Origin of the sequence: Bradyrhizobium sp. NDS-1 (genome assembly GCF_032918005.1) — a bacterium.
In the GTDB taxonomy this organism is placed as follows: Bacteria; Pseudomonadota; Alphaproteobacteria; order Rhizobiales; family Xanthobacteraceae; genus Bradyrhizobium; species Bradyrhizobium tunisiense.
Genome location: NZ_CP136628.1, coordinates 2699309 through 2721541 on the forward strand (window position 1 = coordinate 2699309; position 22233 = coordinate 2721541).

The window sequence follows — 22233 nt, forward strand, 5'->3', positions numbered from 1 at the left end:
GCGGCCTCGCGAACAAGCCAAGCTCCTAGATCAAGACCCTAAGCCAACGCTTTGATGCAGGACCGTTGAGTCCAGTCTGATTTCTCAGACCGATTAGTCACGTCGCCGCGCTCTCGTGCGGCAGCAATTTCATGGCAACGCAGGCAGGGATTTTTCCATGACCAACCAAACGCCGGTTTTCACCTCGTCATCCGCGACGGGCAGCTTCACCGAATTTGCCAACCTCAACGATTCAACGACGCTGCACACGCTGTCGGGGACGATGAGCTTCAGGGACGGCGACAGGACCGACACCCATACGACGTCGGTGACGCTGCATTCCGCCGTGGTCTCGGGCGGAACGACCGTTCCGGCAGCCTCGCTTGCGCATTTTCAGACCGCGATGCAATCGCAGATCCTGAGCGATTCAAACGGCTCGGGTCAGCTCAAATGGAGTTTCAGCGACCAGGACCAGGATTTCGACTTCCTGGCCAAGAACCAGACGCTGGTCCTGATCTATGACGTCAAGGTGTTCGACAATCACGGCGGCTTCGCCATCCGGACCGTCAAGATCACGGTCACCGGCACCGACGACAAGCCCGTCATCAACATGACGACGGCGGCGACGGTCACCGAGCAGGCCAACCAGACGCTGTCGCTCACGCCCGACACGGTTCAGGTCGCGCTCAATTTCACCGATGACGACCTCGCCAATACCGGGCACACCGCGACCGTTACAGGCGTATCCGCCTCCGGCGCAACGGCCGGCCTGCTGCCGGGCCCTTTCGGCAATGCCGTGCTGATGTCGTTCTTCCACGTCGACAACGTCGTCAAGGCTTCCGGCTCCTCGACCGGAATCATCAACACCACCTTCTCCGCGCCAGATCTCGCTTTCGATTATCTGGCCGCAGGCCAGCATCTCGACATCACCTACACGGTGCAGCTCGATGATCATGCCGGCGGGGTCTCCACTCAGACGGTGACCGTGACGGTGGTCGGCACCAACGACAAGCCGGTGTTCCTCGGGCCGCCGGACTGCGCGAACCTGGTCGAGGACCAGAACCTGGATTCCTCGGGCAATCTGCACGCCAATGGCGATCTGCCCTTCATCGGCATCGATCTCGCCGACGCCCATATGGTCTCGACCAGCGTGACGGCGACCCGCTCGGGCGGTGGCGCAATTCCGCTCACCAATGCACAGCTGCTCGCGGCATTTGGCACCTCTCTCGACGATTCCACCGGTCACCTGTTCGGCGAGGTCGACTGGAATTTCGCGTTGCCCAATTCCTCAGCCAGTTTCCTCGGTGGCGGCGAGACACTGACGCTGGTCTATCACGTCACGGTCACCGATTCCGCCGGCGCCGCCACGACTCAGGACGTCACCATCACGATCCTCGGCATCAACGAGCCTGTCGTGATCACGAGTGGTCCACAATCCTCCACCGTGGTCGAGCAGGATGCCACCACGGGCTCCCTAGTCCTGGATACGACGCCGACGACCCCGGCGGGCACGCTCGCTTTCACCGACCAGGACGCCGGCGACACGCATACGGTCACGGTGACGCTGGACTCGACCTCAGGACCAACGCCGCCGGCCCCGACACAGGCCGACCTCGCGGGGGCGCTGACCACGACGCTACACGATTCCACGGGCACCGGCTCCGGCAGCATCGACTGGAACTTTGCGATCCCCGATCAGGACCTCGACTATCTCGCGTTCAACGAGACGCTGACGGTGACCTACAATATCGAGGTCGCGGACGGCTCGACCAGCTCTACGCAGACGGTCTCCGTCGTCATTACCGGCGCCAACGACGCGCCGGTGGTCACGAGCGGGCCGGGATCGGCTTCGCTGTCCGAGCAGCCGGGCGTGACCGGATCCCCGTCGCCCAACACCACGAGCCCGGTGCCGACGGGAACGCTGAGCTTCAACGACGTCGACCTGTCGGACACGCATTCGATCAGCGTGGTGCTGGATTACGCGCTGTGGTCGGCCAACAGTTTCTCGGTCCCGGCGCAGACGCTGGTGGACCTCCAATCGGCGCTCTCGACGGTGCTGCACGATTCCACGGGCAGCGGCAGTGGCAGTATCGACTGGACTTTCAGCATCGCCGATGCCGATCTCGATTTCTTGAGCCTCGGCGAGACGCTGACGGTGCAGTATGCCGTCAACGTCTGGGACGGGTTCACCAATTCGGTCCAGACCGTCACCGTCACCATCGATGGTGCGGCCGATCCACTGGTCCTGACGCCGCTGACGATCGCGACGTCCGACACCGCGGGTCCGGATGCCGGCATGCCCATCGCGACCGGTGCCATCTTCGAGATCACCCAGCCGGTGGATTCGAGCACACCGCGGACCATTACCGAAATCAACGGCAGCGCTGCCAATGTCGGTAGTTCGGTGGCCGGTACGCATGGAACGCTGGTGCTCAACGCCGACGGCTCCTACGGCTATGTCGCGGACGCGTCGGTCGATGCGCTGCTCGCCGGCGAAAACGTCACCGACCAGTTCACGTTCACCGTCGACGACGGCCAGGGCCATCAGGCCTCGACCACGCTGACATTCGACATCGCCGGCGCCAACGACAATCCACAGGTCACCGCGGCCAATCTCAGCGGATCGATCACCGAGGACGCCGGCCCGCCGGTGATCCTCAACGGCGATTTCGAGATGGGCAATTTCGCCAACTGGACGGTGAGCGGCGGCGGCCACATCCACGTGACGCAGCTCGAGCTCGGCGGCAGCTTCGGCCATTATTCGGTCGAGCTGCTCCCCAACAGCAGCCCGGAAACGCTGTCGCAGAACGTCGCGACCACGCCGGGCCAGCACTACTTCGTCAGCTTCGACGTCATCGGCGATCCCGAGAGCGTCAGCGCGCCGTTCACGGTGTCGTGGGACGGCGTGACGATCCTCGCGCTCGCCAACGTGCCGGCCGGTGTCAACCATTATTCCTTCGACGTGCTCGGCGACGGCCTGCTGTCGTCCACGCTGCTCCAGTTCTCCTATGAGAACGACGGCACCGGCATGATCCTCGACTCCGTCAACGTCAGTCCGGCGACGGGACCTGCCACCGAATCCGCCGCAGGCTCGCTGTCGTTCTCCGACGTCGATCCCGGCGATACACACAGCGCCAGCTTCGTGCCGGGCGACGGCCGCTATTTCGGTACGTTCTCGCTCGATCCGGTCAGCGAGGCCGGCGGCGCCGGAACCGTCGCCTGGCATTTCACGGTCGACAATTCCGACATCCAGTTCCTGGCGCAGGGGCAGACACTGACCCAGGACTATCTGGTGACGATCGCCGACAACAATGGCGGCTCGACCACGCAGAGCGTCACCGTGACCATCATCGGCACCAATGACGCGCCGACCGCGGTCGGCGAGACCGTGATCACCGATGTCGGCCCCAACGCGACCGTCGAAATCCCCAGCTGGGCCCTGGCCTTGAACGACACCGACCCCGACACGATCGACCAGCTGTCGCTCGGCAGCATCACGGCGAGTTCCGGCGGCGGTGCCGTCGCGTTCGGGAATGCCTTCTTCAGCGATGACGCAACGCTCGGCGGCTCGTTCAGCTACACGACTTCCGACGGCTCGACGATTTCGTCCAATGTTGCGACCGCGACCATCATCAACAACGCGGCCGGCGCGACCGTGCTGACCGGCACCGGTGGCGATGACATCCTGATCGCGGTCAACGGAACCGAGACGGTGAACGGGGGCAGCGGCAGCGACGTCCTGATCGCCACCGCGGGCGGCAATGCCATGACCGGCGGCGGTGGCAATGACACCTTCGCCTTCCTCCAGCCGTCCGGTCCGAGCACGATCGGCGACTTCAACAATTCAACCGAGCAGGACCACATCGCGGTCTCGGCAAGCGGTTTTGGCGGCGGGTTGACGGCTGGGATGGACGTGACGTTCGAAACCTCGGGTGACGATGTGTTCTCGGGACTCTCCCAATTCCATTTCGACACCAGCAGCCAGACGCTCTATTACAGCGCCGACGGGACGCAAGGCGCGGCTGTTGCCGTGGTCAGCGTCCAGAGCGGCGTGATGCTCAATCAGCACGACATATTGGTCGTGTAGGCTCTGCCATCGAGCCGAGCCGCGGGCCCTACAGCGGGCCCGCGCTTTTTTGCGCCGCGCCATTCTCATTCCAAAGTCATAACCGGGATGACGCGGGGTGGCTTGAACTCGGCTGGATTACCCAGCACAATGGACGCCGAATTCGTCTCTGAATTTCCAATCCAAACAAGAACATAGGGAAGACGCACGTGGGACATGGAATGAAGGCCGCAATTGCGCTTGCCGCCGCGCTTTGCGGCACGCCGGCTGTTGCGGCCTGGGAGCCGGCAAAGCCGGTCGAGATCGTGGTGGCGGCGGGCGCGGGCGGCGCCTCCGACCAGATGGCGCGGATGATGCAGGCCGCGATCCAGAAGAACAATCTGATGAAGCAGCCGGTGGTCGTCTCGCTCAAGGGCGGCGCCTCAGGCGCGGAAGCGCTGATGTACATGAAGTCCAGCGAGGGCGATCCGAACAAGGTGCTGATCGCCTATTCGCTGATCTACATGCTGCCGCTGTCGGCGAAGATCCCGTTCAACTGGCGTGAGCTGACCCCGGTTTCCGTGGTCGCGCTCGACCAGTTCGTGCTCTGGGACAACAGCGCTGGCCCCAAGACGGTGAAGGAGTTCGTCGCGGCCGCGAAGGCGGCGAGCGCGCCGTTCAAGATGGGCGGCACCGGCTCCAAGCGCGAGGATCACGTGCTGACCGTCTTCCTGGAGCAGAAGACCGGCGCGAAGTTCTCCTATCTGCCCTACAAGTCCGGCGGCGAGGCCGCGACCCAGTTGGTCGGCAACCACACCGAAGCCAACGTCAACAATCCGTCCGAGAATCTCGAAGTCTGGCGTGCGGGCCAGGTGCGTCCGCTCTGCGTGTTCGACAAGGAGCGCATCGCCTACACCACCAAGGTGACGGAGACGCAGTCCTGGGCCGACATCCCGACCTGCAAGGAGGAGGGCGTCGACGTCCAGTATCTGATGCTGCGCGCGATGTTCCTGCCCGGCAAGGTCACGCCGGAGCAGCAGGCTTTCTACGTCGATCTCTTCCACAAGGTGACGCAGACCGCCGAGTACAAGGAGTACATGGAGAAGCAGGCGTTGAAGCCGATCTTCCTCACCGGCAAGGACATGGTGCAGTTCCTCGAGGAGGACGATGCCGTCAACAAGTCGCTGATGACGGAAGCCGGATTCGTCGCGAAGTGACCTCTTCACCTCGCCCCGCATGCGGGGAGAGGTTGGATTGCATCGAAGATGCAATCCGGGTGAGGGGGACTCTCTGCGCGAGTCCGACTTTCACTGTCCCCGTGGAGACTCCCCCTCACCCCGACCCTCTCCCCGCAAGCGGGGAGAGGGAGGATTGACCGCACTCCGTCCCTGACAGCTCATGTCCCAAACCGATATCGAAATCGTCGTCGACGATCCGACCGCGCCTGAAGACGACTCGCCTTCTGTCGTCTCTTCCGGCACGATCGAGATCGTCGTCTGTCTCCTGCTGTTCGCGCTGGCCGTCACGCTCGGCTACGACAATTGGCGAACGGGCGCTGCCTGGGATGCGACCGGGCCCGAGCCCGGCTATTTCCCCTTCTACCTCTCCATCATTCTCGGCGGCGGCAGCCTCTACGGCCTTGTCGCGGCGCTGCGCACGCAGCGCGCGGTGCGCCAGACCTTCGTCACGCGCGCGCAAGCCCGCCGCGTGATGGCCGTATTCGTGCCGACGCTGCTGTTCTGCCTGGCGATGCAGTTCCTCGGCCTCTATGTCGCAAGCTTCCTTCTGATTTCCGGCTTCATGCGCTTCGTCGGCAAGATCGCGCTGTGGAAGTCTCTGCTCACCGCTCTCGTGTTCACGGCGATCATGTTCGTCACCTTCGATGTCGCCTTCGACGTCATCATGCCGAAAGGGCCGCTCGAAGCGGCCTTCGGTCGCTAGGCGGGTCCCGCGATGGAAGCTCTCGGTCTCCTGCTTCACGGCTTCGCCGTCCTGCTGACGTGGAAGACGCTCGTGCTGATGATGGTCGGGCTGGTGCTCGGGATCTTCGTCGGCGTGCTGCCGGGGCTCGGCGGCCCCAACGGCGTTGCGATCCTGTTGCCGCTCACCTTCACGATGGATCCGACCTCGGCCATCGTGATGCTGTCCTGCATCTATTGGGGCGCGCTGTTCGGCGGCGCGATTACATCGATCCTGTTCAACATCCCCGGCGAGGCCTGGTCGGTCGCGACCACATTCGACGGTTATCCGATGGCGCAGCAGGGCAGGGCGGCCGAAGCGTTGACCGCGGCGTTCACGTCCTCCTTCATCGGCTCGCTGGTCGCGGTGATGCTGATCACTTTCCTCGCGCCGATGATCTCGTCCTTTGCGCTGAAGTTCGGCCCGCCCGAGTTCTTCGCGGTGTATCTGCTCACCTTCTGCTCCTTCGTCGGATTGGGGCGCGAAGCCAAGCACAAGACGGTCATCTCGATGTCGCTGGGGCTGCTGCTGGCCGGCATCGGCATGGATACCGTATCGGGCAATCTGCGCATGACCTTCGGCTCGGCCGAGCTTCTACGGGGCATCAACTTCCTGGTCGCGGTCATCGGCCTTTTCGGCATCAGCGAGATTCTGCTGACGATGGAGGAGCGGCTGGCGCTGCGCGGACACGCGGCGAGCATCTCGCTCCGCGTCGTGCTCGGCGTCTGGAGAGATCTGCCGAAATATTGGATGACGCTGCTGCGCTCCTCTTTCATCGGCTGCTGGCTCGGTATCACGCCGGGCGGTGCGATCGCTGCCTCCTTCATGGGCTACAATCTGGCAAAGCGCTTCGCCAGGGACCCCGAGGGTTTCGGCAAGGGTCGCATCGAAGGCGTGTTCGCGCCCGAGACGGCGGCGCATGCCTCCGGCACAGCGGCCTTGCTGCCGATGCTGGCGCTCGGCATCCCCGGCTCCGGCACCGCCGCGATCCTGCTCGGTGGCCTGATGGTGTGGGGCCTCAATCCCGGCCCGCTGCTGTTCGTCGAGCACAAGGACTTCGTCTGGGGCCTGATCGCCTCGATGTATCTCGGCAATGTCGTCGGCCTCGTGCTGGTGCTGACGACGGTGCCGATCTTCGCCTCGATCCTGCGTGTGCCGTTCGCCGCGGTGGCGCCGATGATCGTGGTGTCCTGCGCGATCGGCGCCTATGCGATCCAGAACGCGATGTTCGACATCTGGCTGATGCTGGGTTTCGGCGTGGTCGGCTACGTCTTCAAGAAGATCGGCATCCCCTTGGCGCCGTTCACGCTGGCGCTCGTGCTCGGCAACCGCGCCGAGGACGCCTTCCGCCTGTCGATGATCGGTTCGGGTGGCAACCTCAAGGTGTTCTGGTCGAATGGGCTGGTCGGCTCGATCACGACATTGGCGATCGTGCTGCTGTTCTGGCCGGCAATCGACGGCTTGCTCGCCCGTGTCGGATTGACGCAGGGGAGCAAGCCAGCGTCCAGCTAGGGAGAAAGATCTTTAAAATTCAACGGTATAATGGCGGTGTCGCCCTGGTCCTAGCCGCTATACGCCGCGATTATTTCTGGTTGTTGCTGGCCCGGCACAGCACTTGGGCACGCCTCGACGTATGGTTTCATCACGAAATTGTGCAGCGGGGGGATTCTCCATGAAGCGGATTGTGATTGGAATGGCGGCGGCGATGTCGCTGTTTGCGACGGGCGCGGTTGCTGCCGATCTCGCGGCAAGGCCCTATGTCAAGGCGCCTATCGTCGATCCGGTCTGGAGCTGGACCGGCTTCTATGTCGGCGCCAACGGCGGCTACAGCTGGGGCCGTTCGCGCACCGACGTCTCCTATTTCAACACGCCAACCGGCGCACCCATCGCGCCTCCGGCCGGGTCAATCACCAGCGCGGCGTTCGACATGAACGGCGGTATCGCGGGCGCCCAGGCCGGCTACAATTGGCAAAACGGCAACTGGGTGTACGGCATCGAGGGCGACCTGCAATGGTCGGGTGAAAGAGGCAGCGCCCTATATTCCTGCGCCCCTGCAGCAGGGCCCGTTCCGGGCGTTTGTAATCCCCTTCTGACGTTCCTTCTTCCCGGGACCGTCGGCGGCACCACCTTGGCAATCGACCAGAAGCTGCAGTGGTTCGGCACGTTGCGCGGTCGCGTCGGCATCTTGGCCACCCCGAAGGTGCTGTTCTATGGCACCGGCGGTCTGGCCTTCGGCGAGATCAAGACCACCGGCACCATGACCGGCCTCGACGGTTTCAGCCTCCCGATCACGTCGGTCGCCTCGAACAGCACTACCCGTGCCGGCTGGACTCTCGGGGTCGGCGTCGAAGGCAAGATCACCCAGAACTGGAGCGCTAAGCTCGAATATCTCTACATGGACCTCGGCCGCTTCAGCTCCGGCCCGTTCACGCTGGCGCCGGGCTCGGACATCAGCGCCAACGTCTCCTCGCACTTCACCGATCACATCCTGCGCGCAGGCATCAACTATCAGTTTGGTGGTCCGATCGTCGCCAAGTACTGATATCAAAATAGGCGTCCAACAAGAAGCAAAGCCCGGCCTCGCGCCGGGCTTTGTCGTTGGAGACGGTGCAAATGACGTTCACACCACCTTCGCGTCCCGCAGCCTGCTGATCTCGTCCGCACTGAGGCCGAACTCCTTCAGCACCTCGTCGGTCTGCTCGCCGAATTCCGGTGGCCGCGCCACCATCCTGCTCGGCGTGCGTGACAGCGTCACGGGCTGGCCGACCAGGCGGATCTGGCGGCTCTCGTCGTTCGGCACGTCCTGCGCGATGCCGAGATGCTTGACCTGGGCGTCCTCGAACATCTGGTCGATGGCGTAGATCGGCCCGCAGGGCACGCCGGCCTCGTTGAGCTCGCGGACCCAGGTCTCGGTCGACTTCGTCACCGTGTGCTTCTCGATCTCGGCGTTGAGGGCGTCGCGGTTCTTGGAGCGGGCAGGGGCCGTCGCATAATCGGGATGGGCATAGAGCTCCGGCGCGCCAATCGCCTGGGCGCAGCGCTCCCAGATCCGCCCGCCCGTCGTGGCGATGTTGATGTAGCCGTCCGAGGTCTTGAACACGCCGGTCGGGATGCTGGTTGGATGGTTGTTGCCGGCCTGCTTGGCGACCTCTTTCTCCATCAGCCAGCGCGCTGCCTGGAAGTCGAGCATGAAGATCTGGGCCTGCAGCAGCGAGGTCTGCACCCATTGGCCCTTGCCCGAGACCTCGCGCTCGAGCAGCGCGGTGAGGATGCCCATGGCGCAGAACAGGCCGGCCGTCAGATCGGCGACGGGAATGCCGACCCGCATCGGGCCTTCGCCCGGTGCCCCGGTGATCGACATCAACCCGCCCATGCCTTGCGCGATCTGATCGAAGCCGGGCCGCTTGTGATAGGGCCCGTCCTGGCCGAAGCCGGAGATGCTGCCGTAGACGATGCGTGGATTGATCTCGGCGAGACTTCCATAGTCGATGCCGAGCTTCTTCTTCACGTCGGGCCGGAAATTCTCGACCACGACGTCGGCCTTGGCGGCGAGGCGCTTGAACACGGCGAGCCCGCGCTCGTCCTTCAGGTTCAGTGTCATGGCCCGCTTGTTGCGATGCAGATTCTGGAAGTCGGAACCTCGGCGCGGGCCGCCCGGCTGCTCGCCGCCAGCGTCCTCGGTCAGCGCATCGATCTTGATGACATTCGCCCCCCAGTCCGCCAGTTGCCGCACGCAGGTGGGCCCGGAGCGGACGCGGGTCAGATCGAGCACGGTGAAGCGCGACAGGGCTTCCGAGGCATGCGGAAAAGGCATCTTGAGTGGCTCCGGGGCAGATTGCGGGCCTACCATAGTGCCGAAAGATCATGCGACAAGCCGGCCCGGCGCCGATGCAGCCTGCCGAAATGCCATGCCTGATGCGGTACCTGAGATCAGCGCGAGAGGCGCTTCAACTCCGCGCGCGCGCGTTCGGCGAGGGGGTCATCGCCGTGACGGGCGATAAAGAGCTCGAAGGCCTCCCGCGTTCCCTTCCGGCGGGCGGCTTCGTATTCCTCTGCCACGGCGGCGGCAGGATCTCGGGCCATCGGCATGGAGGGCGCGCGTCCCGCCTTGCCGTTCTCGTCCGCATTGGCCTTCTCCACCATGGCGGGCAGTCCTCCGAAAGATTGGTGATCCAGTCCGGCCAGCGCGATCAGAGTACCGAACAACAGACCGGCCAGGAACGAACGTCGTTTCATTGAAACCCTGCAAATGACGCGTGCCGCGGGAACTGAGGGACCGTATGACTACGGGATTTGATGGCTAACATAGTCTTATGGAAGGCGCGCGGACGCCGCTGCCCAATTTAAACCAAACGTTTAACTCCCAAGCTAGAATCATCTGCTTTATTCCGAATCGCGCGATGCGTTGCTCTGGAGAGTCCATTGGCTACCGCCGTTAATGTCAGTGCCACCAACAATGCCGAGATCGACGGCCTGCTGTCCGGCGTCAAATGGACCGGCACGATCACCTATAGCTTTCCCGACGCATCCAGCGACTACCCCAATCCCTATTACGGCGGCGACAGCGAGCCGACCACATCGGGCCTTGCCTCGGCGCCCACCCAGATCAAGGCGGCGATCAATTACGCGGTCGGGCTGATCCTCAGTTACACCAACGCCAACATCCAGTACGCGGGAACGAACGGCGCCGACATCATGATCGCGCAGTCGCCCGCGGCCAATCCAACGGCCTATGCCTACTATCCCGGGAATTATGCGTCCGGCGGCGACATCTGGTTCGGCACTCAATACAACTTCTCGCTCGCCAAGCTCGGCAACTATTACTTCACGACCGCGATGCACGAGCTCGGCCACGCCCTCGGTCTCAAGCACAGCCAGGAGGCCGGCGGCCCCGGCAACGTCGCTGTGCCGAGCGCGCACGACAGCAGCGAATATACCGTCATGAGCTATCGCAGCTATGTCGGCGCTTCGACTACGAGCGGCTACACCAACGAAGCGTACGGATATTCGCAGACCTACATGGCCAACGATATTCTCGCGCTCCAGGTCATGTACGGCGCGGACTACACGACCCAAAGCAGCAACACCGTCTACACCTGGAATCCGACCACCGGGCAGCAGTTCATTAACGGCGTCGGGCAGCTCGCGCCGGGCGGCGGCGTCGGCGGCTCGGCCAACCGCGTCTACGAGACGGTCTGGGACGGCGGCGGCGTCGATACTTACGATCTGTCGAACTACACGACGAACCTGAGCATCAACCTCAATCCCGGTGCCTCGTCGGTGTTCTCCTCCGTGCAACTGGCCAATCTCGGCAACGGCCATTACGCATCGGGCAACGTCTACAACGCCTATCTGTACAACGGCGACGCGCGCTCCTACATCGACAACGCCACCGGCGGGTCCGGCAACGACACGCTGGTGGGCAACGCGATCGCCAACGCGCTGAACGGCGGCGGCGGCAACGACACGATCGTCGGCGGCGCGGGCAACGACGGCATCAATGGCGGCTCGGGCAGCGACACGGCGGTGTATTCGGGCAGCCGGGCCAACTACCTGGTCTCGTATAATTCCGCGACCCAGACGTTCACTCTGACCGACCAGCGCAGCGGCGTGCCCGATGGTACCGATACGGTCACCGGCGTCGAATATTTCCAGTTCGCGGGCGTTACGGTTGCCGCCGCCAGCCTCGTGCCGAGCGCGATCGAGACGTTCGGATCGACGAGCGTGGCTCTGACAGGCGGTAACTATTATCTGAACAGCATCTCGACCGGCACCGGACCGGTCCTGAAATATGCCGGCGCCGCGGTGATCGCGGCCAATTACAGCACGTGGTCGGTCATCGGCGCCGAGCAGGTGACGGGCGGCGGCTACGACGTGGTCTGGAAGAATTCGGCGAACGCCCACTATTCGGTCTGGAGTACGGACAGCACCGGCAATTTCATCACGACTCTCGGCTCGGCTCCGGAGATGCTGGGGACGGACGCCTCGCTACAGGCGCTGGAATCGACGCTGCAACAGGATCTCAATGGCGACGGCACGACAGGGGTGGTCAGCATCCCCATCGTCAGCGGCGTCGAGATCGAGACGTTCGGATCGACCAGCGCGGTCCTGTCTGGTGGAAACTATTACCTGAACAGCATCTCGACTGGCACCGGACCGGTCCTGAAATATGCCGGCGCTGCGGTGATCGCGGCCAATTACAGCACGTGGTCGGTCATCGGCGCCGAGCAGGTGACGGGCGGCGGCTACGACGTGGTCTGGAAGAATTCGGCGAACGCCCATTATTCGGTCTGGAGCACGGACAGCAACGGCAACTTCCTAACCACGCTCGCCGCGGCTCCCGAAGTGCTAGGCATCGATGCGTCGCTGCAGGCGCTGGAGCCGACGCTGCATCAGGATATCAACGGCGACGGCACGATCGGTCTCTCCTTGGTTCCCGTCAACGGCGTCACCATCGAGGCATTCGGAGCGACCCGTGCAGTCTTGTTTAGTAGCAACTACTATCTGTACGATGCGGCCGGTACCGGCCCCACCTTGAAATACGCTGGCTCGGTCGTGAATGCGGCCAATTACAGCACGTGGTCGGTGATCGGCGCCGAGCAGGTGTCCGGCGGCGGCTACGACGTGGTCTGGAAGAACTCGGCGAACGCCCACTATTCGGTCTGGAGCACGGACAGCAATGGCAACTTCCTGACCACGCTCGCCGCGTCTCCGGAAGTGCTGGGAACCGACCCATCCTTGAAGGCGCTGGAGCCGACGCTGTACCAGGACCTCAATGGCGACGGTGCCATCGGTGCAGCGTCGCCCGCCACGGCGGGGGCCGGGACGTCCGGTGACGGCTTTGCGTTCAACTTCACCGAGGGCGGGACCCCATTGACCACTTCGTCCGAGCTACCGGATGCCATGCCCGCGCCAGCCAATGTGCAGACCACGTCGGAGCAGTGGTCTCAACTGACGGGAAGCCACGACACGGCTGCTGCGTTCGACATAGTGGCCGATTTTCTTCACAACCTGCACGGGCCCGGCTTCCTGCTGACCTGACGGCATGGGTCTCGTCGCGTCCAATCGACGCAGCGCGGGCCATCATTCCCGTCATGGCTGGCCTTTAACGTAGCCATCGTGTGTCATGCACGATGTGTTTGCGATCGAGTCTCGGTCCTGGCGGCCGTCATGGACGAGGTTCGTGACGTCGTGGGCACGCTCCTGGCGTAAAAGTCCTCACAGAAATTGATAGATCGAGTTGAACCTTGCCTGATCCGGCGCGACCACTAGAAAGTCCGCGGTACGTCGCGCAACAGTTGCGCGATCCGAGGTGCCAAGAAGCCTGCATCCATTTTTCCCAGTAGCATTGCGTACCCAATCATTCGAACGCGAAGGCCGTATTGCGAGCGCCGAAAGCGGCGGGGGAAGTTTCAGCGAAATATGGAGAATGATGCCGTAAAGCCGCGCGAGCTGCGGGCTGCGGCAGCGAAGATGTGTGCATAGCAGCAGGCTGGGGCTCTCAGCTCAATCTCGGGGAGGAAGGGAAATGCGCCGAATTGCACTCTTGGCTGTGGTTGCGGGGATGTTCGCACCAGTGATCGCATCGCAGCCGGCGCATGCTCAGGCCACCAGAACGTGGGTGTCGGGCGTGGGCGATGATGCCAATCCGTGCAGTCGCACCGCCCCGTGCAAGACCTTTCCCGGCGCGATCTCGAAGACAGCCGCGGGGGGCGAGATCAATTGTCTCGACTCGGGCGGTTTCGGCGTCGTGACCATCACCAAGGCGATCTCGATCTATTGCGAAGGCGTTGTCGGCGGCATCCTCGCAGCAGGGAGTTCCGGCGTTGTCATCAACGCGGCCGCGACCGATCACATCGTGCTGCGCGGTCTCGATATCGACGGGGCGGGAACCGGAATCAAGGGTGTCAACGTCCTTCAGGCAGCCTCGGTGGTCATCGAGCACTGCTTCATCAGGAACTTCAACAGCGCAGGCGGCGTCGGCGTCTTCGTCAATCCGTCGAACTTCAACTCGATGCTCTTGATCCGCGACAGCGTGATTTCGCACAACGGCACCGCGGCCAACGGAGCTGGGGTCAGCATCAACACCAACGGCGGCAGCGCGCGGGGCCTGATCAATAACACGGCGATCCACAAGAACTTTATCGGCGTGAGCGTGCAGGGATCGGCCAACGTTCAGATCAACAACACCAACATCTCGGAGAATCTCGGTACGGGCCTCGCGCTTACCGGCGGTGCGGGGGTGCGGATTGGCCGCTCGGTGATCGTCAACAATCTGGGGGCGGCCACCTCCGGCAATGTGCTGTCGTATCTGGACAACCAGATCAACGGCAACGCCCCGGACACGACGCCGGCCACCGCTGGTGGTTATCATTAAGTCCTGGGAATCTACTGGCCTGACAATAACGTCAAGTTTTCCGTTCAATTCTGGAGGTTCAATATGCGCCGTATTGCTCTATGGACTCTTGTCGCGGGATTTCTCTTGCCATTCGCCGTGTCGCAGCCGGCTCATGCCCAGGCGACCAGGACGTGGGTGTCCGGTGTTGGCGATGACGTCAATCCGTGCAGCCGCACCGCGCCGTGCAAGACCTTTGCCGGCGCGATCTCGAAGACCGCCGCGGGCGGCGAGATCAACTGCCTCGATTCCGCCGGCTTCGGCACAGTGACCATCACCAAGGCGATGACGATCTATTGCGAAGGCGTCGTCGGCAGCATCCTGGCGTCCGGCACCAATGGCATCAACGTCAATGCCGCGGCGACCGATCACATCGTGCTTCGCGGCCTCGACATCGAAGGTGCCGGCACCGGTCTCAAGGGCGTCAACATCCTCCAGGCGGCCTCGGTGGTCATCGAGCACTGCTTCATCAGGAACTTCAACGGTGCGTCCGGAGCCGGCATCTTCTCGAATCCGTCGAACTTCAACTCGATGCTGATGATCCGCGACAGCGTGATCTCCCACAACGGCGCCGCCGCCGCTGGCGCCGGGATTAACATCAACACGAACGGTGGCAGCACCCGGGTCCTGATTAACAACACGGCCATTCACAAGAACTTCGTCGGCCTGAACGTGCAGGGATCGTCCAACGTCCAGGTCAACAACACCAGCATCTCGGAGAATGTGAGCACGGGCCTCGCCCTCAGCGGTGTTGCAGCGGCACGTATCGGTCGATCGATGATCGTCAACAATCTCGGCGCAGCCACGACGGGCAACGTGCTGTCCTATCTGGACAACCAGATCAACGGCAATGCGCCGGACACGACGCCGGCTACCGCTGGCGGGTATCACTAGGCCTGTCCAATCGACGAGCTCCGGGCGCGATGCGCCCGGAGATTTTTTTGTCCCTGGCACCGCTATGGATTTCGGGACGCCTGCAGACTAGTCTGGCCGCGTACGCAGGGAGCGCGGGTGGCATGGAGACCCTCGACAGTCAGAATTCGGGGCTTTGCCGTTCGGCGCCGCAAACGCGCGGTTGGTCGCGACGGGCGGGGTGGGGCTGTGCTGCCGTTCTGCTGACGCTCGCCTTGGCAGTCCCGGCCTACGCCCAATCGTTCCGTCAGGGCGTCTCCGCTTTCCATCGCCAGGACTATTTGACGGCGTCCCGCATCTTCATTCCACTCGCCGAGCGGGGCAATGCCGCTGCACAGTCCTATCTTGGTTTCCTGTTCGAGACCGGCCGCGGCGTGCCGCAGAACTATACGGAGGCCGCGATGTGGTACCGGCGCGCGGCAGAGCAGGGCGACAGCCGCGCCCAGTATTCGCTGGGCCTTCTTTACGACCGCGGCCAGGGCGTTCCGCAGGACATCGTCGAAGCCTCCAAATGGCTCAATCTGTCCACGGCCGCCGCACCGCCGCCGGCGCGCGAAGCGCGGGCTCGGATCCGCGATGCCGTCACCACCAAGATGACGCGCGGAGAGATCGCCCAGGCCCGCCTGCGGGCGCTGGAATGGGCGCCTAGCCGCGAGCACTGAGCGCTGCGGCTTGCCCGCCAATCGGCGCGGTTGCCTATCGGTTCGTGATTCGGGGGAAGGGCAGTGCAATCGCCGTGATGGCCGGTGTTTTGCCCGATTTGTCAAATCGCTTCGTAAAATCCTCAAAGTGGCCGCCTAGTAAGTCATTGAAAAACCTGACCCCGCCTACTGTGCATGGGGTTGTTTTCGCGATTCTGTGGGCGGGGCCGACGATGATCCCGATCCCAGGCTTCAGCCCGGCCAGCCGCCGAGCCAGTTGGTGTACCAGGTTTCGCCGAGCCAGCCGATCCAGATCGCCGGTGCCAGGAACAGCCCGAACGGCAGGTACGCCGTGGCGCGCAGCGGCTTCCGTTGCAGGGCGGCATTGGCCAGATAAGCGCCGATCGCAAACAGCGCCGCAAGCTCGATCACCGCGACCACGGTCGCAAGCTCGAGCCAGGCGCCACAGACGGCGGCGAGCTTGACGTCGCCGAGCCCGAGCCCGTCCCGGCCGCGCCAGCGGCGGTAGAGCAGCATCAGGAGCAGCAGCGGAAGGCCCGTGGCCGTGGCGCGGATCAGCGGCCAAAGCAGCGCTTCGGCGGCGATGTCGGGCACGAACGCGCCGGCGCGGAGCAGCGCGAGCGCGAACGCGGCGCCGGTCAGCTCGTTCGGAATGCGGTAGTGGCGCGCATCGTTCGCCGCGGTCGCCAGCATCAGGGCGGCCAGGAACGCGCCGTACAGGCCTTCGGTGCCCGGCGCGGCGACGAGGCTTGCGAGTACGCCGAGCAGCAGGAGGATGGCGAGCGGAGCCCCCGTCCCGGCATTCGCCGCCCGATCCGTCACGCCCTTAGCGCGCCGCCTTGGGCGGGTTCACGGGAATCACGGGATTGCTGGTGCCGACGAGGCGGCTGTTCATCTTGCTGCGCATTTCCTCCGCAATGACGTGCGCATCGACGCCATCCTTGATGACGGTCGGGCGGATGAACAGGATCAGCTCGGTGCGGGCGCGCGTGCTGCCCTGGTGCGAGAACGCATCGCCGACGCCGGGAATGGAGTCGAGGATTGGAATTCCCTGGCGTTGCTTGTTCTCGGTCTCGCTGATCAGGCCGGCGAGCAGTACGGTCTGGCCGCTCGTCACCGCGATCGAGCTCTTGACCCGGCGCTGCGAGATCGTCGGCGTCAGCGAGCCGGTGCTGCCGGCGGCCACGCTCGAGATCTCCTGCTCGACGTCGAGCACGACGTTGCCGTTGGCGTTGGCGCGCGGCAGCACGCGCAGGATGATGCCGGTGTTCTTGTAGTCGATGGTGTTGACGACGGTGTTGTTGGCGGTCAGCACGGTCGCGGTGCCGGTCGAGAACGGCACCTGGTCGCCGACCTGTAAGGTCGCCGGCTGATTGTCCAGCACGACCAGCGACGGGTTGGACAGCACCTTGACGGTGGTGACGTTGTGGAGCGCATCGAGCACCACGCGCGGAGAGTTTTCCGCGCCGATCAGAAAGTTGAAGCCGGGCAGGGCGCGGCCGAGCAGCGCGCCGGCGGCTGCGTTGACCGCGCCGGTCTGCTGCTCGATGTTGCTGCCGACCGAAGCGCTGTTGCTCACGCCGCCAATGGTGTTGGAAACCGAGCCGTGCTTGCTGGCGATGAAGAACTGGACACCGTAGTTCAAGGCGTCGTTCAGTGTGACTTCGGCGATCGTCGCCTCGATCGCGATCTGGCGCTGCGGCCGGTCGATCTGCCGGATCGTCTGCTCGACGACGCGCTGTGATTCCGCGTTGGCGTAGACCAGCACCGCGTTGTTGGTGACGTCGGCCGTGATCCGCACGTTTTGAAGGATCGCATTGTTGACGGGCTTTGCGCCGGTGCCGAGCAGGGAGCCGTTGTCCTGGCCGGGAAGGCCGGCCGCAGCAGGGGCGGGGCGGGCGGCCAGCGACGAGCCGGGAGCGCCGGTGACCGGGGTCGCGGCACCTGCCGCTGCGGTCGGAAGTGCGCTGAGGGAGGCGATCGGATTGGTGCCGGACGAGGACGTCGCGATGCCCGCGCCCGGCGAGATCTGGCCCGCCGAATTGTCGAGCGAGGAGGTGCTGGTCGCGCTCTGGCTGAACAGGATCTCGTTCAGCAATGCCACCACCGCCTTGGAGTTGCCGTAGCGCAGCGGGTAGGATTTCAGATTCACGCCTTCCGTGTCGGAGCGGTCGAGCCGCGCGATCCATGTCTGCGCGCGCTTGAGATATTCCGGCTTCTGGCTGACGACCAGAATCGAATTGAGGCGCCCGATCGGCTGGAATTTCACCACGTTCTGGCCCAGGCCGCCTTCGCCCGAATCCATGATCTTTTCGATCTCGGAGATGAGCGGCTCGGGCGTGGAGTTCCGCACCGGGAAGATGCCGACCGATTGCCCCCGCATCCAGTCGGCGTCGAAGGAGAGAATGGTGTCGACCGCGGTCGCCCGGTCGGTGCCGCTGCCGCTGACGATCAAGGTGTTGCGGGCGCTGTCGGGACGCATGGTCTGGGCCTTCACGCCGAAGGCATCGAGCAGCTTGAAGATGTTCTGCGCCGAGACGTAGCGAAGCGGCACCACGGTGATGCCCTGGCCGGCCGCAGCGTTCAGCGAGCGATCGATCCCGCCAGGGCCGGCTTCGGGCGCCGGCAGCAGGCGATAGCCGGTGCGGTCACGGACCAGCGCGACACCGGACATGCGCAGCGCGTTTTCCAGCACGTAGAGCGCATCCGCCTTGGGCACCGGCCGCACCGACGCCAGGGTCACGGTTCCCTGCACGCGCGGGTCGATCGTGTAGCCGACGTTGAGTACGTCACCAAGAACGACCTTTGCGACGGTGGCAACCGGGGCGTTCTCGAAATTCAGGTCGTAGCCGCTGCCGCCGGCATCGTCGCGTTCGGCCAGCGCACCGCCCTGCGGCGTTGCACCATCGCTGAGATAGATCGCCGGCTTTGACGATCGCGCCTGCGCAATGCCGCTCGCGCCAGCGTCGGCGGGTTGACGCGGCTGAAGATCGAGGGAGCGGACCTTGTCGGCGATGTCCTGGGCGCGCGGGTCCTTTGGATCGGCTTCGATCGACTGGTCGGCGGTCACGATACAGGCGCCGAGCACGAAAGCGGACGACAACAGGAGGAGCGTTCCAGACAACGCTGAGCGAAGGCGCAAAAGCGGCTGGACCACCTTGAACAAAATACGCCTGCCCACGCTGATATTGATTGAAAATTGCATCCGATCCCCCTTTGGTTCGGACGCGCAATAATTTGCGCCACGATTATGTTTTTGCTAATAAATAAGTCAAGGGCAAAGGGCCGATCGTCACCCGCCGAAGTTGTTGCTTTCAGGTCACAAGGTCAACGCCGTGAATGCGATGCGCGACCGCTCCGCAGATAGCTTCCGGCAGCACCTCCTGGAAAAATACTCATTGCCGCCGCGGGCGCAGGCCCATGTCGACAAATCGGCCAACACCGCGCTCGTGCGTCCCTTGCGGGAGTTGTGGGAGGCCACCGATCTTTCCGCCGCCGAATTCGCAGATGAAGTCTCCGATCATTTCGGTCTGACGCGGCTGAGCCTGCCGCAACTGCTCGCAGCCACGCCTTGCCTCGACGGCTTCTCGCGCCGCTTTCTGCGTGAATCCACCATCTTTCCTTTCAGTGCGCCCAACGACGTATTTCGGCTGGCTGTCGCCGATCCCTCGGACACGGCTGCCATTCGTGCTGCCGAAATCGTGTTCGGAGCGCCGGTCGATGTCGTCGTGGCCTCATACGAGGACATCACCACGGTCCTCGATCAACGGGCCGATGCCGACGACGCAAATGCCGATCGAACCGGCAGGAGCGTTGCACAGCAGTCGGACGACGACATCGAGAGCCTGCGCGATCTCGCCAGCGGCGCACCGGTGGTGCGCGCGCTCAATGATCTCCTGGAGCGCGCCGTGGACTTGCGTGCCAGCGACATTCACGTCGAGCCGTTCCGCGCCGGACTCGTCGTGCGCATGCGCGTCGACGGCCTGCTGCGTGCGCTGCCATCGCCGCACGGCATTCCGCCGCAGGCGCTGATCTCGCGCATCAAGATCCTCGCCAGCCTCAACATCGCGGAGCGGCGCCTGCCGCAGGACGGCGCCGCGCGCGTGCGGGTCGGGCGCAGCGAGATCGACGTTCGCGTCGCGACCATGCCGACGCAGCACGGCGAGAGCGCCGTCATCCGCCTGCTGCCGCGCGACCGTGGTCTCCTGGAGATGAGCAAGCTCGGTCTCGCCGCGCGCGACGAGAGCGTGATGACGCGGCTGCTCGCGATGCCGCATGGCATGATCGTGATCACGGGCCCGACCGGCAGCGGCAAGACCACAACGCTTGCGACCATGCTGTCGATCCTGAACGAGCCCACGCGCAAGATCCTCACCATCGAGGATCCCGTCGAGTACGAGATTCCCGGCATCAACCAGTCCCAGGTCAAGCCGTCCATCGGGCTGACCTTCGCCTCCGCCATGCGCGCCTTCGTCCGACAGGACCCCGACGTGATCATGGTCGGCGAGGTCCGCGATGCGGAGACCGCGCATATCGCCATTCACGCGGCACTCACCGGCCACCTTGTTCTGACGACGCTGCACACCGAGACGGCCGCGGCCGCCGTGCCGCGGCTGATCGACCTCGGTATCGAGGGCTTCCTGCTGAAGTCCACGTTGCGCGCGGTGGTGGCGCAGCGCCTGGTGCGCGTGCTCTGCGACCGCTGCAAGGTCCCGCATGCGCTGACCGAGGCCGATCTCGCCGAGGACCCGCGCTTTGCGGTGATCGGCTTCAAGTGCGGCGAGGTCGTGCACGAGGCCGGCGGCTGCGAGCGCTGCGGCGGCACAGGCTATCGCGGCCGTAATGGCGTGTTCGAGATCCTCGAAATGTCCGACGAGGTGCGTACGCTGATCGGCCCGCAGACCGACTCGCACTCGATCGACGCCGCCGCGATGCGGGCCGGCATGACGACGATGCTGGAGGATGCGGTCGCAAAATGCCGGGCAGGGCTCACCACCGTGCCCGAGGTCTTCCGCGTCACGACGGTGCGCTGACGCATGCCGAACTATCGCTACCGCGCGCTCAACGCCAACGGCGAACTGGTCTCCGGCGCCATTGCCGCGCCCGCGCCGGGCGACGTCGCGCAGCGGATCGAGCGGCTCGGTCTCGTGCTGGTCGACAACGTCACGCCGGAAGAGGGCGGCTCGGCCGGCCGCGTGTTCAGCCTCTTCAACCGGCCCAAGCCGGAAGACGTCACAATCTTCACCCGCGACCTCGCGCTGCTGCTGCGCGCCGGTGCCCGCATCAATGACGGATTGGAACTGCTCGCGGCCGACCCGGATTTCGGTCGGCTGCGTCCGGTTGTCGCCGACATCCGTTCGCGCGTCGTCGCGGGCGAGAGCTTTGCCGAAGCGCTGGCGCGGCACGAGGGGCTGTTCCCGCCAATGTATGTCGCACTGGTGCGGGTCGGCGAGGCTTCCGGATCGCTGGACCAGGTGCTTGAGGTGCTGGCCGGCGAGCGCACGCGCAGCGAGGGGCTGAGGCGGCGATTGTCGGATGCTATCCGCTATCCGCTGTTCGTCTTGGGCGCGGCGGGTTGCGTGCTGCTGTTCTTCCTCACTTTCGTGCTGCCGCAGTTTGCCAGCGTGCTGCAGGACTTCGGCGCCAAGATTGATCCGGTGGTCGGAATTTTTCTCAACATCTCCACCTTCCTTCGCGGCAATTCGGATGCTGTGCTGGCTGGCCTTGCGGCGACCATCGCCGCGGCTTGGCTCCTGCTCCGGCAAGAGCGCGTCCGGCGCGGCGTCACCAATGCGATCACGCGGCTGCCGGCAATCCGCAACGTGATGAGCGCATACCGGACGGCACTGTTCTGCCGCAATCTCGGCCTGCTCCTCGGCAGCGGCGTCAATCTCACCATCACGCTGCGCATCCTCGTCGACATGATGGCGACAACCGGTCCGTCCGCGGTCTGGAGCAATGCCGCCGACCGCGTCCGCCATGGCTCGAAGCTGTCCGATGCGCTGGCCGAGACGGAAGCACTGCCCGCGATGGCGGTCCGCATGCTCCGGCTCGGCGACGAGACCGGGCAATTGCCGATGCTGTCGGGACGGATCGCAGAATTCTACGAGGCCAAATTGCAGCGCACGCTGGACCGCGCGGTCGGCATCGCGGGCCCGGCGGCGATCATCGCGATTTCGCTGGTCGTCGGCGGCCTGATCACGTCGGTGATGACGGCGCTGATGTCGGTGAGCCAGATTGTCGGTTAGTTGGGCCAGATGGCAAGCAGGTAACGGGAGAGG

At 64.3% G+C, this 22233-nt stretch carries 15 protein-coding genes; 11 read left to right on the forward strand and 4 right to left on the reverse strand.

Annotated features, from left to right (window positions below):
- Positions 1 to 157: 157 nt before the first annotated feature.
- The 5 genes from RX330_RS12580 to RX330_RS12600 all read left to right on the forward strand — a co-directional run bounded on the left by RX330_RS12580 (position 158) and on the right by RX330_RS12600 (position 8525).
- Positions 158 to 4066, forward strand: coding sequence for a beta strand repeat-containing protein (locus tag RX330_RS12580; protein WP_317243218.1), 3909 nt, complete (start codon positions 158 to 160; stop codon positions 4064 to 4066).
- Positions 4067 to 4266: 200 nt separating this feature from the next.
- Positions 4267 to 5241: a Bug family tripartite tricarboxylate transporter substrate binding protein gene (locus RX330_RS12585; RefSeq protein ID WP_317243219.1), complete on the forward strand. Its 975-nt coding sequence runs from the start codon at positions 4267 to 4269 to the stop codon at positions 5239 to 5241.
- 181 nt (positions 5242 to 5422) lie between these two features.
- Entirely contained in the window at positions 5423 to 5965 is a 543-nt protein-coding gene (locus RX330_RS12590; protein ID WP_317243220.1) for a tripartite tricarboxylate transporter TctB family protein, read from the forward strand.
- A 12-nt stretch (positions 5966 to 5977) separates the two neighbouring features.
- Positions 5978 to 7495, forward strand: a complete 1518-nt coding sequence (locus tag RX330_RS12595; RefSeq protein WP_317243221.1) for a tripartite tricarboxylate transporter permease — start codon at positions 5978 to 5980, stop codon at positions 7493 to 7495.
- 160 nt (positions 7496 to 7655) lie between these two features.
- Positions 7656 to 8525 carry an outer membrane protein gene (locus tag RX330_RS12600; RefSeq protein ID WP_317243222.1) on the forward strand — a complete coding sequence of 290 codons (870 nt, stop codon included), beginning with the start codon at positions 7656 to 7658 and terminating at the stop codon, positions 8523 to 8525.
- Between the two features lie 78 nt (positions 8526 to 8603).
- On the opposite strand, the gene RX330_RS12605 is transcribed toward RX330_RS12600, so the two are convergent.
- Together RX330_RS12605 and RX330_RS12610 are read right to left on the reverse strand one after the other, a co-directional pair.
- Positions 8604 to 9797, reverse strand: a complete 1194-nt coding sequence (locus RX330_RS12605; protein WP_317243223.1) for a CaiB/BaiF CoA transferase family protein — start codon at positions 9795 to 9797, stop codon at positions 8604 to 8606.
- Between the two features lie 116 nt (positions 9798 to 9913).
- Positions 9914 to 10219: a hypothetical protein gene (locus RX330_RS12610; RefSeq protein ID WP_212091037.1), complete on the reverse strand. Its 306-nt coding sequence runs from the start codon at positions 10217 to 10219 to the stop codon at positions 9914 to 9916.
- Positions 10220 to 10405: 186 nt separating this feature from the next.
- Between RX330_RS12610 and RX330_RS12615 the strand changes: the two genes are divergently transcribed.
- From RX330_RS12615 to RX330_RS12630, 4 genes are all read left to right on the forward strand, one after another.
- Positions 10406 to 13024: a M10 family metallopeptidase C-terminal domain-containing protein gene (locus RX330_RS12615; RefSeq protein ID WP_317243224.1), complete on the forward strand. Its 2619-nt coding sequence runs from the start codon at positions 10406 to 10408 to the stop codon at positions 13022 to 13024.
- Positions 13025 to 13511: 487 nt separating this feature from the next.
- Entirely contained in the window at positions 13512 to 14360 is an 849-nt protein-coding gene (locus tag RX330_RS12620) for a right-handed parallel beta-helix repeat-containing protein (protein ID WP_317243225.1), read from the forward strand.
- Between the two features lie 63 nt (positions 14361 to 14423).
- Positions 14424 to 15272 (forward strand): right-handed parallel beta-helix repeat-containing protein, encoded by an 849-nt coding sequence (locus tag RX330_RS12625; protein WP_317243226.1) that lies wholly within the window; start codon positions 14424 to 14426, stop codon positions 15270 to 15272.
- 122 nt (positions 15273 to 15394) lie between these two features.
- Positions 15395 to 15952 carry a tetratricopeptide repeat protein gene (locus RX330_RS12630; RefSeq protein ID WP_317243227.1) on the forward strand — a complete coding sequence of 186 codons (558 nt, stop codon included), beginning with the start codon at positions 15395 to 15397 and terminating at the stop codon, positions 15950 to 15952.
- A 231-nt stretch (positions 15953 to 16183) separates the two neighbouring features.
- Here RX330_RS12630 and RX330_RS12635 read toward each other — a convergent pair whose 3' ends face one another.
- Both RX330_RS12635 and gspD read right to left on the reverse strand, forming a co-directional pair.
- Positions 16184 to 16774: an A24 family peptidase gene (locus RX330_RS12635; protein ID WP_317243228.1), complete on the reverse strand. Its 591-nt coding sequence runs from the start codon at positions 16772 to 16774 to the stop codon at positions 16184 to 16186.
- Between the two features lie 4 nt (positions 16775 to 16778).
- Positions 16779 to 19157 (reverse strand): type II secretion system secretin GspD, encoded by a 2379-nt coding sequence (gene gspD, locus RX330_RS12640; RefSeq protein ID WP_375848841.1) that lies wholly within the window; start codon positions 19155 to 19157, stop codon positions 16779 to 16781.
- Between the two features lie 139 nt (positions 19158 to 19296).
- Here gspD and RX330_RS12645 point away from each other — a divergent pair, with 139 nt between their 5' ends.
- Together RX330_RS12645 and RX330_RS12650 are read left to right on the forward strand one after the other, a co-directional pair.
- Positions 19297 to 20985: a GspE/PulE family protein gene (locus RX330_RS12645; RefSeq protein WP_375848839.1), complete on the forward strand. Its 1689-nt coding sequence runs from the start codon at positions 19297 to 19299 to the stop codon at positions 20983 to 20985.
- Between the two features lie 3 nt (positions 20986 to 20988).
- Complete coding sequence (locus RX330_RS12650; protein ID WP_212091112.1) at positions 20989 to 22200, forward strand: type II secretion system F family protein; 1212 nt, start codon at positions 20989 to 20991, stop codon at positions 22198 to 22200.
- The last annotated feature ends 33 nt before the right edge of the window (positions 22201 to 22233 follow it).

Coding starts and splice junctions, on each gene's coding strand:
- RX330_RS12580 (WP_317243218.1), top strand. CDS start 158: ATGACCAACCAAACGCCGGTTTTCACCTCGTCATCCGCGACGGGCAGC.
- RX330_RS12585 (WP_317243219.1), top strand. CDS start 4,267: ATGAAGGCCGCAATTGCGCTTGCCGCCGCGCTTTGCGGCACGCCGGCT.
- RX330_RS12590 (WP_317243220.1), top strand. CDS start 5,423: ATGTCCCAAACCGATATCGAAATCGTCGTCGACGATCCGACCGCGCCT.
- RX330_RS12595 (WP_317243221.1), top strand. CDS start 5,978: ATGGAAGCTCTCGGTCTCCTGCTTCACGGCTTCGCCGTCCTGCTGACG.
- RX330_RS12600 (WP_317243222.1), top strand. CDS start 7,656: ATGAAGCGGATTGTGATTGGAATGGCGGCGGCGATGTCGCTGTTTGCG.
- RX330_RS12605 (WP_317243223.1), bottom strand. CDS start 9,797: ATGCCTTTTCCGCATGCCTCGGAAGCCCTGTCGCGCTTCACCGTGCTC.
- RX330_RS12610 (WP_212091037.1), bottom strand. CDS start 10,219: ATGAAACGACGTTCGTTCCTGGCCGGTCTGTTGTTCGGTACTCTGATC.
- RX330_RS12620 (WP_317243225.1), top strand. CDS start 13,512: ATGCGCCGAATTGCACTCTTGGCTGTGGTTGCGGGGATGTTCGCACCA.
- RX330_RS12625 (WP_317243226.1), top strand. CDS start 14,424: ATGCGCCGTATTGCTCTATGGACTCTTGTCGCGGGATTTCTCTTGCCA.
- RX330_RS12630 (WP_317243227.1), top strand. CDS start 15,395: ATGGAGACCCTCGACAGTCAGAATTCGGGGCTTTGCCGTTCGGCGCCG.
- gspD (WP_375848841.1), bottom strand. CDS start 19,157: ATGCAATTTTCAATCAATATCAGCGTGGGCAGGCGTATTTTGTTCAAG.
- RX330_RS12645 (WP_375848839.1), top strand. CDS start 19,297: ATGCGCGACCGCTCCGCAGATAGCTTCCGGCAGCACCTCCTGGAAAAA.
- RX330_RS12650 (WP_212091112.1), top strand. CDS start 20,989: ATGCCGAACTATCGCTACCGCGCGCTCAACGCCAACGGCGAACTGGTC.